Source organism: Actinoplanes campanulatus (genome assembly GCF_014647795.1).
Taxonomy (GTDB): domain Bacteria; phylum Actinomycetota; class Actinomycetes; order Mycobacteriales; family Micromonosporaceae; genus Actinoplanes; species Actinoplanes campanulatus.
Genome location: NZ_BMPW01000043.1, coordinates 1 through 11,589, shown reverse-complemented (window position 1 = coordinate 11,589; position 11,589 = coordinate 1). Strand labels below are relative to the sequence as shown.

Genomic DNA, 11,589 nt, shown 5'->3' with positions numbered 1-11,589 from the left:
CTACTCGGCAATAGTTTGTTCACTTATGAACTTTGTGAGCCGCCGGGGCCGCGCCGCGCGTCGAACCACAACCCGAGACCGGTGGCGACCGCGCCGACCGCCTCCCACACCGCCACCCCGAGGAACGCCCCCGGCGCCACATCGGTCACCACCAGGCCGGTGAACACCGTGAACGTGAGCAACCGGAACGGCACCGTGAACATGAAGAACGGCCGCCACTCGGTCGCCGTCGCCACCAGGTAGTAGACACCCATGTTCAGCGACGCCATCGACGAGGCCGTCGCGAACGTGCGGCCCGCGCCGTCCAGGTCGTCGAAACCGGCGCCGGACGCCACCGTCCCCGGCGAGATCAAACCGACCACACCGAAGAACACGGCCATCACCCCGAAGACGGCGATCGTCCACCCCGCGACCGAGCGCGGCACCAAGATCCGGAACATATCGAGGACTGTAGAGTGCGCGGGTGGATCAACCGAGTCATCCCCCGGCACAGTTCGGATACGCGCCCCCGCCACCGCCGCCCGGACCGCAGTGGAACGGCAAGACGAACGGCTTCTCCATCGCCGCGCTCGCCATGTCGCTCATCGGCTGCGCCGGGATCTTCACCATCGTCTTCGGCATCGTCGGCCTCAACCAGAGCCGCCGCAACGGCGACAAGCGCGGCAAGGTCTTCGCCATCATCGCGCTGAGCATCACCGGGCTGTGGCTGCTCGTCTTCGCCGTCGCCATCGGTGTCGCCGTCGTCCGTGACGTCGCCGACGGGCCCGACCGGGACGCGGCCGGCGTCATCCGCGGCGAACGCTCCATCTCGCTCAGTGACCTGCGCGCCGGCGACTGCGCCAAGGACCTCGAGGAGCAGACCGGCACCTCCATCGACGTGCTGCCCTGCTCGTCGCCGCACAGCAGCGAGGTGGTCGCGATCTTCGACCTGCCGTCCACCGGCGTCACCGACCCGGAGGCCGCCGCCGAGGCCGGGTGCGAGAAGGCGTACCAGACCTACACCGGTCAGAAGGTGCCGGAGGACGCGAAGTTCTTCCTCTTCACCGCCCGGATGGCCGAGCTCGGCACGACGAACGACCCGACCGTGCTGTGCTTCGCCCACCAGTTGACCGGCACCACGACCGGCTCGCTCAAGCGCTAGCAGGCCGGTTCGTAGGGCAGGGACGGCACGTGCGCCGGCCACTCGGCGGGGTCGAGGCCGCCCGCCCGGTCGCAGGCGGTCGCCAGTGGATCGGCGAGCACCGCCCGCAGCCCGGTCAGGTCGAAGATCTGGATCCCGTCCACGTCGGCGGCCACCAGCTGCGGCCGGACCGGGCTGAACGCCGACCCGGTGTGCGCGCCCGGCAGCACCGCCACCAGGAGCGGATCCTCCTCCTCCGGCAGCGCCCACAACTCGGTGCCGCTGCCGGAGGTGAGGGCCAGCAGCGACCGGTCCTCGCTGAGCGACAACGTGGTGACCACGGCGCCCGGCGTACGCTCGCGCGGGGCGGACCGCATCACCGGCACGCCGCCCCGCGACGACCAGGTCAGCACGTCCCGGTGCACCCCCACGACCAGCCCGTCGCGGGCGGTGACCTGGAGGAAGCCGCCCTGCCCGCCGAGCGACGCCATCCGCCGCGGACTGGTCGGGTCGGTCAGGTCCCAGGTGGTCAGCGCCGACTCGGTGCCGCCGTTGTCGTCCGCCACCACCAGCGCCCCGGTACGCGGATCGAACACCGCCACCGCGTTCGGTGACGCGGGTACGGCCCCGAGGATCTCCGGGCCGGGCGTCACCCGGTAGATCAGCACCCGCGACCCCCGGTCCAGCACCGCCGCCAGCCCCCGTTCCGGATCGAGGTCGAGCACCGGGAGCTTCCCGTCCAGCAGCACCCGCGGCCGGTCTCCGGACAGGTCGATCACCGCACCGCCGGCCAGCATCGGGGTCCCGTCGCGCCCGAGCCGCAGCCGCGACGCCCCGCGCACCTCCAGCGGGGCCCGCGCCTGCGCCGGGTGGGCCGGATCCCGTACGTCCAGAAAGGTGGTCCGCGCCGCCGTGGACACCGCCACCACCCCGTCCGCCGCCACCGCGACCTGCCGGAACCGGTCCACCCCCCCGGGCAGCCCGGCCAGCCGCGGCGGCGTGAGCGGGTCCAGCCGCCACAGCGCCGCCGACGTCCGCGCCCCCTCCCAGCCGGCGGTCAGCACCCGGCTGCCGTCCGGCGCGAAGTCGATCGACGCCGCCCAGCCGCCGTCGCGGCGCAGCATCCGGATCGGCACCGCCTGCCCGGGCCGGGCCACACTCCACAGCGCGACGGTGCGTTCCCCGTTCCCGACCGCGAGCACCGTCCCGGTCCGGTCGAACGCCACCGCCGTGGGCGGCTCGTCCTCCTCGCCGAGCGCCCCCAGATAGCGGGGCCGCGCCGGATCGCCCACGTCGTAGAACCGGATCCCGTCGGTGACCGTCGCCACCGCCAGGGTCTTCCCGTCCGGGCTGAACGCCAGATGCAGGACCGCGTTGGCGTCCTCGATCACCGCGATCTGCCGGGCCGGCCCGTCCGGCGGCGTCGACCACACGGTCAGCAGCTCTCCGGCCGCGACGGCCGCGAGCACCTTGCCATCCGGGCGGAGCCGGGCCCCGCCCCGGGTGACCGCGCCCGCGTCCATCCGCCACACCGCCCGCGGCCGCGCCGGCTCCCGAACGTCCCACAGCTCGATCCGGTCGGAGGCGGTCAGCAGCCGCCCACCGTCCCCACTGAACTGCACGCTGTCCCAGGCCCCGCCCGGAATCTCGGACAGCACCCGCGCACCGGCGGTGTCCCAGATCCGCAGCCGCCCACCGGCCGTGGCCAGCAGCTTCCCGTCCGGGCTGAACGACAGATCGGTGGTCTCCCCGCCGTCGGCCGGCAGCGACACGGCCGGGGTGAACCGGTGATCGGCGACCGTCCACAGGTCCACCCGGTCGGCGCCGCCGGTCGCGACCATCGCCCCGTCCGGCCGGTACTCCACCGTGTAGACCGCCGATCCGCCCACCTCGCCGTCGTACCCGGTGGCCAGCGCCCGGGTCACGGCCGCCCGGCCGCGCGCCGACGGGCTGATCGCCTCCGCGCTGACCGCCAGCCGCCCGGCCAGCCCCGGATCGGTGTCCAGCACCTCCGCCGACCGGTTCAGCAGGTCCCGCTGCACCAGCGCCCGGTCCTGCCGCTCGGCCCGGTCATAGGAGCGGGCCAGCGCCACCCCGGACCCGGCCACCAGCGCGGTGACCAGGCCGGCCGCCAGCGACCAGACGATCCACCGGCGGGCCGGGCGCCCGGCGGCCTGCGCGGCCAGCGCCACCTTCCGCAACTCCGGCGTCATGTCCGGCCCCGGCCGCCCGGCGGTCAGCAGCCCGTCCAGCAGCTCGTGTGCGGCGGGCCGGCGCTCCGGATCCTTGGCGAGGGCCCGCTCGACCAGGTGCCGCAGCGGACCGGTCAGTCCGTCCAGCACCGGCGGCTGGGTGAGGATCCGGCCGATCGTGGCCAATGGCGAGTCCCCGTCGAACGGCGTCCGGCCGGCCGCCGCGTACCCGACCAGCACACCCCACGCCCACACGTCGGCGGCCGGACCGACCCGTCCGCGATCACCGGTGTCCAGACACTCCGGCGCCAGATAGCCGATCGTCCCGACCACCTGATCCGGACCGGTCAGATCCGCGCTCAGGTCGGCGCCCCGCGCGATCCCGAAGTCGATCACCTTGGGCAGGCCGACGGCGAGCAGCACGTTCGCCGGCTTCAGATCCCGGTGCACCACGCCCGCGCCGTGGATGGCGACCAGCGCGGTGGCCACGCCGACGGCCACCGCGTACAGCTCGGTGGGAGTCAGGGCGCCGCGGTCCCGGACCACCTCGGCCAGGCTCGGCCCGTCCACGAACTCGACCACCAGATAGGGCGGATCGTGTTCCAGATCCGAGTGCAGCACCGCGGCCGTGCAGAACGGCGGCACCTGCCGGGCCCGTTTCACCTCACTGCGGAACCGGGCCAGAAACCTCGGATCCGCCGACACCTCGGGCCGCACCACCTTGACGGCCACCTGCCGCCCGTCCGGATCCCGTCCCAGGTAGACGGTCCCCATGCCGCCCGACCCGAGCCGCCCGAGCAGCACGACGTCACCGAGCCGGGCCGGGTCGCCGGCCACCAGCGGGGTCACCGGCACGCGTCTGCCCTCATACCAGAAGTCTCGGCAGCCACCGCCGCCGGAGTCAACGCCGAACCGCACACACACGCGCGCGGATCGCCTGGTTCGGCTGGGAGACCTGCCCCTGTTCCGCGGCCTGCGTGCAGCCTGGCGTTCGGCGGCGCCGCTGCGGCTCAGCGGCTGGTGACAAACCACCATTTTGTACGCGCTACGCGTACCCGATCGTGCATTTCCGCGAGCCGGTGCCGGGTCCGGACCGTGCCGCGCCCGCCGGGCGTGAGTGGGTGGTTTCGGTCAGGCGCTCCACCGGCGTTCGGTGCCGCAGGCCACCTCGAAATACCACCAGCCGTCCGCGAGGACCCGTTCGCGTCACGCCGGACACGATCCACGATCGCGGATGGGTCCGCCTCCCGCCCATCGGATGAGATCCGGACCGGCAGGGTGTGATGGTTCGGTTGAGGCGGGACGGACTCCGGCGTACCGGATAGAGTGTCCGGCGATGAGGTCGGTCCGGCGGGTCGTCCCGGCAGCGTACGCGATCGTGGCCCTCCGGCCGGACCGGGACCGTTCGATCATTCCGGAGGGCTGAGCGATGACGTCCAACCGGTTCGTGATCCTGGGCGTGGCGGTGGCCGCGGTCCTCGGCGGCGGCGGCCTTATCGTGACCCGGATGGACAGCGGGGCGAAACCGGCGACGGCGACCGTGGCGGTCGTGGCGGCGGCCCCGGCCGTGGCCGTGAGTCCCACCCCGACCGGGCCCACCGCGGCCGAGCTGGCGGCCGCCGACCGGGCGAAACGGGTCAAGCAGCTGGACGCCGCGCTGAAGAAGCTGGCCGGCGCCACCCCCGACTTCTCGGTGGCGGTGCTCGACCGCAGAACCGGGCAGTCCTACTACTACCGGGGCAAGGTCAAGTTCGACACGGCCAGCATCGTCAAGGTGCAGATCCTCACCTGCATGCTGCTCAAGGCGCAGGACGCCGGCCGTAGACCCACCTCGGCCGAGATGGCGCTGGCCAAGCCGATGATCCGGCTCAGCGACAACAACGCCACGACGAGCCTCTACAACCGGCTGGGCGGCCGGACCGCGGTCGGGAAGTGCAACAAGCGGCTCGGCCTGACCGGCACCGTCATGAACAGCCGGTGGGGTCTGACCCGGACCACCGCGGCCGACCAGGTGCGTCTGCTGTCCGAGCTGGTCGACACCAAGGGGCCGCTCAGCGCGTCGTCCCGCAAGACCGCGTTCACCCTGATGAACACCGTCGACAAGGCGCAGGACTGGGGTGTCCCGGCGGCCGCCCGCAAGGGTGAGATCTTCACGGTCAAGAACGGCTGGGACACCCGGTCCGCCGACGGCGGCCTGTGGGCGGTCAACACGATCGGCCGGATCACCGGGAAGAACGGCGCCGTGGACGTGTCGGTCGCCGTCCTCTCCCACAACAACCGGACGATGACCGCGGGCGTCACCCTGGTCGAGAAGATCGCCAAGCTGACCCGGACCCACCTCAAGTACTGATGATCCGTAAGGGGCATGACGTTGCACTTCGTGGAGCACGGCGACGGCGTGCCGGTGGTGGCGGTGCACGGCTGGACGGCGGATCACCGGCTCATGCTGGGCTGCCTGGAGCCGGTGTTCGCGAAACGGCCCGGCTACCGGCGGATCTACCTCGACCTGCCAGGCATGGGCCGCTCGCCCGCGCCGCCCACACTGGCCGGTTCCGACGATCAGCTGGCGGCGGTGCACGAGTTCATCGGCGAGGTGCTCGGTGACGAGCCGTTCCTGCTGGTGGGGGAGTCGTACGGCGGCTATCTGAGCCGGGCCGTCACCCGGGACCGCCGTGATCAGGTGCTCGGGCTGGCGCTGATCTGCCCGATCGGCACCGAGGTGCAGCGCTCCCGCCGCACGCTGCCCGACCCGGAGGTGCTGCGGCCCGACCCGGCCGCGGTCGCCGGGCTGGACGAGGCGACCGCCACCGCCTTCACCGAGATGGCAGTGGTGCAGACCCCGGAGGCGGCCGCCCGGTTCCGCGACGAGATCATGGTCGGCCTGCGCATCGGCGATCAGGAGGCGATCGCCCGCGTCGAGCAGCGGTGGGCGTTGAGCTCCCCACCCGAGTCCGGCCCGCCGTTCACCCGGCCCACTTTGATCCTGACCGGCCGGCAGGACCAGGTCGTCGGGTTCGCGGACCACATCGCGCTGCTGCCGCACTACCCACGCGCCACCTTCGCGATCCTCGACGTGGCGGGGCACAACCTCCAGATCGACCAGCCGGCCCTGTTCGAGGCGCTGATGAACGAGTGGCTCGACCGGGTGGGGCACGGGTGAGGCCGCGCAGCGGCCGGAGGGGCAGCTCCGCCCGGCGCGGGCGGCACGGGCTGGAGATGCGGCCGGGTCGCCGTGCGCTACGGGGCCGGGTCGATGTGGTTGGGGGCGGGCTCGCCCGTACCGATGAAGAAGTTCTTGTTGTGATGAATGAGAGGGTGGGCCGGCTCGCCCAGGACGACCTCGACGACCTCGGCGATGACCAGGGTGGATTCGCCGACCGGGATGCGGTGCAGGGGGACGGCGCGCAGTGCGGCGACCGCGTCCGGCAGGTAGGGCTCGCCGGTCGGGAGGTCGGCCCAGCCCTGGCCGGGGGTGAAACGGGCGCCGCCGGAGGAGGCGAAGTCGCGGGCGAGCGTGGCGTGCCCGGGGCCGAGCAGGTTGATCACCAGGCTGGGCGCTTCGAGGAGGGCGCGGCCGGAGCGGGAGCCCATCACCGAGAAGGACAGCGCGGGCGGGGCGGCTGAGACGGACGCCACGCTGGAGACGGTGAGACCGGCCGGGCCGGCCGTGGTGATCACCGCCACTCCCGCGGCGTGGCGGCGGAAGGCAGCGCGGAACAATTCGCTGACCTGGGACTCCGGGGGATGCACGGTGATACTTGACACGGGGCAACGGTAGAACCTCAAGCCCGGTTGAGGTCAACTGGCGTGTTACGGTCCGACGCGGGAGGACGTCAACAATGCAGACGCGTACGGATCTCGTTGAAGATCTCATGGGGCGGTTCCCGCACGTGCCGCGTGAGGCGGTGATCAAGGAAGACCTGTTGCGGGGCGGGCTGGCGTTCGACGACTCGGCGCTCACCGACAACGAGAACGGTGACGTGAAGCCGAAGTCGTACTTCATCTTCTCGTTCGACCACCGGACCCTGCCCGAGCTGGGTGAGGCGGCGCTGCGCCGGCCGCCGGAGGAGATCGTGCTCACCGGCGGGCCCTACGACCTGCGCCGCACGGTGGTGTCGGTGCGGATCAACCCCACCTCGCCGTACCGGGTGAAGCCGGGCGACGACGGGCAGCTCAGGCTGTTCCTGGACGGGCGGGAGATCGCCGAGGTCGGGCTGCCGCCGATGCCGGACTACTACCGGCACACGCTCGCCAACGGCAAGCAGGTGATGGAGGTCGCCCCGACGATCCAGTGGGGCTACCTGGTCTATCTGACCGTCTTCCGGGTGTGTCAGTACTTCGGCGCCAAGGAGGAGTGCCAGTACTGCGACATCAACCACAACTGGCGCCAGCACAAGGCGGCCGGCCGCCCCTACACCGGGGTGAAGCCGGTCGACGAGGTGCTCGAGGCGCTGGCGATCATCGACAGGTACGACACCGCCAAGACGTCGCACGCCTACACGCTGACCGGCGGCAGTGTCACCAGCAAGGTCGACGGGCTGGCCGAGGCCGACTTCTACGGGCGGTATGCGCAGGCCATCGAGGAGCGCTTCCCCGGCCGGTGGATCGGGAAGGTCGTCGCCCAGGCGCTGCCGAAGGAGGATGTGCAGCGCTTCTACGACTACGGCATCCGGATCTATCACCCGAACTACGAGGTGTGGGACAAATACCTCTTCGAGCGCTACTGCCCCGGTAAGGAGCGGTATGTCGGCCGGGAGGAGTGGCACCGCCGCATCCTCACCTCGGCCGAGGTCTTCGGGCCGCGCAACGTGATCCCGAACTTCGTGGCCGGCATCGAGATGGCCGCGCCGTTCGGCTTCACCACCGTCGACGAGGCGATCAAGTCGACCACCGAGGGCCTGCAATATTTCATGTCCCGGGGGATCACGCCGCGGTTCACCACCTGGTGCCCGGAGCCGACCACGCCGCTGGGCAAGATGAACCCGGAGGGCGCCCCGCTGGAGTACCACATCCGGCTCCTGGAGGCGTACCGGGCGACCATGGAGGCCAACGGGCTGTCCAGCCCGCCCGGCTACGGCCCGCCCGGCGCCGGCAACGCGGTCTTCTCGGTCAGCTCGTTCATGGACAGCCTGCCCGCCGAGTGACACCGATCGCATCGTTCCAGGCCCTGCTCCGCATCCCGACCGTCTCCACCCGGGATGCGGGCGCCTGGGACCACTCCGTGTTCGACGCGTTCCACGCTGAGTTGCGTGAGCAGTTCCCCCTGCTGCACAAGGTGCTGGAACTGACCCGGGTCGGCAGTCACGGCCTCCTGTTCCGCTGGCCGGGCATCGCCAAGGACCGGCCGGTCGTGCTGATGGCCCACATCGACGTCGTGCCGGTCGAGGGCGAGTGGACCCATCCGCCGTTCGATGCGGTCGTCGAGGACGGGATCATCTGGGGGCGCGGCACCCTCGACTGCAAGGGCAGCCTTGCCGCGATCTGCCAGGCCGTCGAGGACCTGCTCGCCGACGGGCACACCCCGGCGCAGGACGTGTGGCTGTCGTTCGGCTGCAACGAGGAGGTCGCCGGGGACGCGGCCCCGCTCGCCGTCGAGGAGCTGCGACGGCGCGGGGTGATCCCGTGGTTCGTGCTCGACGAGGGCGGCGCGGTCGCTTATGACGCCTTCCCCGGCGTCGAGAAGCCGATCGCGGTCATCGGTGTCACCGAGAAGGGCGTCACCTCCCTCGAACTGCGCGTCGACGGCCACGGCGGGCACGCCTCCACCCCGGCCCCGCTCGGGCCGACCGCCCGCCTCGCGCGGGCCATCACCCGGCTCGATCGGTTGCCCATGCGGGCTTCCGCGCCGGACGCCACCGTCGAACTCTTCCGCCGGGCGGCACCCCATGCCAAGACCCCGATGCGGTACGCGCTGAGCGCCGCCGTCCGCAGCCGTGCGCTGCTGACCCGGCTGCTGCTCCTGGCCGGACCCGAGCCGGCGGCGATGGCCCGCACCACGATCGCGGTCACGACGCTCAGCGGCTCGCCGACGCTCAACGTGGTCGCCGCCCGGGCCACCGCCGGGGTGAACATCCGGATCCTGGTCGGCGACACGATGTCCGAGGCGATCGCGCACGTCCGGAAGGTGATCGACGACCCGGAGGTGAGCATCCGGGTGATCGACGCGGGTGAGCCGTCGCCGTCGTCGCCCCTGGACGAGGCGTTCGACCTGATCGCGGCCACCACCGAGGAGCATTTCCCGCACGCGGTGACCTCGCCGTACGTGATGATGGCCGCGACCGACGCCCGCCACTTCACCAAGATCAGCGACCGGGTGTACCGGTTCACGCCGTTCGAGATGACGAAGGCGCAGCGCGAGTCGATCCACACCCACGACGAGCACATCACCGTCGACGCCTACCTGAAGGGCATCGCCTGGTACCGGACCCTGATCGAACGCCTGTAACCCGGGAACCAAGGCCTCGGCTGCCGCGTCTCACCCGGCATCAGCAAGATCAAGAGACGGGGATGTCATGCGCGCTGTGCGAACACTGGCCATGGCCGGACTGTTGCTGCTCACCGGCTGCGGGAGTGAGGCGGTAGCGGACCGGCCGGCACCGGTCGCCTCGGACCCGCCGGCGCTGCTCGCCTCGGGGACACTGCCCGGCGGCTGGCGGTGGGAGTCGTACGGCGGCGTCCAGGTCGGTGTCCCCGGTGACTGGCAGTGGGTGGACCGCGGCCTGCGGGTCGACGCCTTCTGCATCAAGGCCGGCGAGGACCAGCCGCCGGCCGTGGCCCGGCCCAGCGGCATAGTCCCGGCCATCGGCTGCCTGGGCAACGAGCGGCTCATGGAGAACACCGGCTGGGTCGTCGGATTCCAGCCCACCGATCCCGGCGTTCCGGACGGCACCGAGGAACAGGACGACCGCACCACGGTCCGCCTCGCCGGGGTGGAGGTCATCGTGCAGGCCCCGCTGGCGTGGCGGGAACGGATCGCCGCCACCATTCACCAGGTGAGCGTCGACCACAACGGCTGCCCGGTTCGCCATCCGGTCAGCGGAAACCCGGCGGCCCGCCCGTCGAACCCCGTCGACATCACCTCGCTGCGGGCCGTCACCACGGTCTCGGCCTGCAAATACATGCTCGGCGCCCCGGCGATGCTGGAGTCGAGCGTGCGCCTGGACGGGGCGGCCGCAGCCCGGGCCGTCGAGGTCATCGCCGGGACCCCGGCCGGCGGTGGACCCGACCACCCGGATCAGTGCCTGCCCGAGGTCTCCTACGGCGACGACGCGATCGTGCTGCGGGTGGGCTCGGCCGGTGGCGTCTCGGAGATCGTGGTCCGCTACTCCGGCTGCGATCACCGGGGCTTCGACGACGGCGTGACCATGCGGACGCTCACCCCGCCCGCGCTGGCCCCCTTCGCCGGCGGCCCGAACGCGACGCTCCTCCCGCCGGAACTCTCCGGCGAACCCGAGCCGTCCAGCGCGGGCGTGGAGACCCCACGCTAGATCTCTTCCGGTACGCGTGTCCTCGTCCCGTCTTTTCCGGGCCGTTCCGTCCGCTCGGCGCGCTCACTGCCTACTCCGGCCTGTGCCGCCCCCGCCGGGCTTGAGACCGGTGGCCCCTGCTTTCGGTCACGCTGGGCGGGTGGTCGCGGTGTTGCCGGCCGGGCTCCCGGGTTGCCCTCTGTCGTAGCGCCGGTCGCTTGGGGTGTTCTTTCCCAGGCATCGGGGCTGCCTGCTCGCGGCCGTTGGCCCGGTCGGGCTCGGTGGGTGGTCGCGCTCTTGCTTCCCAGGCACGGGGGTTGCCTGCTCGCGGCCGTTGTGCCGGTCGCCCGGTGCGGGTGGTCGCGCTGTCGCGAGGGTGGGTGCGCACGGCGGCGGTGTCGTGGTCGCCTCCGTGGCCTATCGCCGCGACGGCCGCCCACGTGACGGCTTTTGTGTGCTTTCACCGTCGAAAGCCCGGCCGGTCGGAACTCCGCGTGAGCGAGGAACCCGGGTCACCGGCCTTTGTGGAGGATTGATGTAGCCAGAACAGCACGGATGTATCACGCACCCTCACACGCCCAAGATCACGGTTGCGGTGGGTGACTTTCGACGGGTTTCCCGTGGCGCGACCGGCATTCAGCGCCACCATCCGCGTGGCGCGAGCGGCATGACGGCCGGGAGCGGCGCCCCGGTTGCCTGGCGAGGACGACCGCTCCCACGCACCCGGCGCGAGCGGCGGCACGTGCCGCGGTGGCCAACCGATCTAACTCGAAAATCGACCTGGACCGGACGTGCGGCAGCATCCCGCGTC

At 71.9% G+C, this 11,589-nt stretch carries 9 protein-coding genes; 6 read left to right on the top strand and 3 right to left on the bottom strand.

Features of this window, described 5'->3' with window-relative positions:
- Positions 1-23 precede the first annotated feature (23 nt).
- Complete coding sequence (locus tag IEZ13_RS44565; protein ID WP_221246349.1) at positions 24-440, bottom strand: hypothetical protein; 417 nt, start codon at positions 438-440, stop codon at positions 24-26.
- A gap of 23 nt (positions 441-463) precedes the next feature.
- Here IEZ13_RS44565 and IEZ13_RS44560 point away from each other — a divergent pair, with 23 nt between their 5' ends.
- Positions 464-1,141: a DUF4190 domain-containing protein gene (locus tag IEZ13_RS44560; RefSeq protein WP_183227693.1), complete on the top strand. Its 678-nt coding sequence runs from the start codon at positions 464-466 to the stop codon at positions 1,139-1,141.
- On the opposite strand, the gene IEZ13_RS47795 is transcribed toward IEZ13_RS44560, so the two are convergent.
- The gene (locus IEZ13_RS47795) at positions 1,138-4,167 is read right to left on the bottom strand and encodes a WD40 repeat domain-containing serine/threonine protein kinase (RefSeq protein WP_306421562.1); all 3,030 of its coding nucleotides are present in this window, start codon (positions 4,165-4,167) and stop codon (positions 1,138-1,140) included. The genes IEZ13_RS44560 and IEZ13_RS47795 overlap by 4 nt on opposite strands.
- A gap of 574 nt (positions 4,168-4,741) precedes the next feature.
- On the opposite strand from IEZ13_RS47795, the gene IEZ13_RS44550 reads away from it, so the two are divergent.
- Positions 4,742-5,662: a serine hydrolase gene (locus tag IEZ13_RS44550; RefSeq protein ID WP_183227695.1), complete on the top strand. Its 921-nt coding sequence runs from the start codon at positions 4,742-4,744 to the stop codon at positions 5,660-5,662.
- Between the two features lie 15 nt (positions 5,663-5,677).
- The gene (locus IEZ13_RS44545; protein ID WP_183227697.1) at positions 5,678-6,472 is read left to right on the top strand and encodes an alpha/beta fold hydrolase; all 795 of its coding nucleotides are present in this window, start codon (positions 5,678-5,680) and stop codon (positions 6,470-6,472) included.
- A gap of 77 nt (positions 6,473-6,549) precedes the next feature.
- On the opposite strand, the gene IEZ13_RS44540 is transcribed toward IEZ13_RS44545, so the two are convergent.
- Positions 6,550-7,077: a flavin reductase family protein gene (locus IEZ13_RS44540; RefSeq protein ID WP_229795772.1), complete on the bottom strand. Its 528-nt coding sequence runs from the start codon at positions 7,075-7,077 to the stop codon at positions 6,550-6,552.
- A 74-nt stretch (positions 7,078-7,151) separates the two neighbouring features.
- On the opposite strand from IEZ13_RS44540, the gene IEZ13_RS44535 reads away from it, so the two are divergent.
- From IEZ13_RS44535 to IEZ13_RS44525, 3 genes are all read left to right on the top strand, one after another.
- A complete protein-coding gene (locus IEZ13_RS44535; RefSeq protein ID WP_183227699.1) occupies positions 7,152-8,456 on the top strand; it encodes a radical SAM protein in 1,305 nt (434 codons plus the stop codon).
- The gene (locus IEZ13_RS44530) at positions 8,453-9,757 is read left to right on the top strand and encodes a M20/M25/M40 family metallo-hydrolase (RefSeq protein ID WP_183227701.1); all 1,305 of its coding nucleotides are present in this window, start codon (positions 8,453-8,455) and stop codon (positions 9,755-9,757) included. Before IEZ13_RS44535 ends, IEZ13_RS44530 begins: the two co-directional genes overlap by 4 nt.
- 67 nt (positions 9,758-9,824) lie before the next feature.
- Positions 9,825-10,799, top strand: coding sequence for a hypothetical protein (locus tag IEZ13_RS44525; protein ID WP_183227702.1), 975 nt, complete (start codon positions 9,825-9,827; stop codon positions 10,797-10,799).
- Positions 10,800-11,589: the final 790 nt, after the last annotated feature.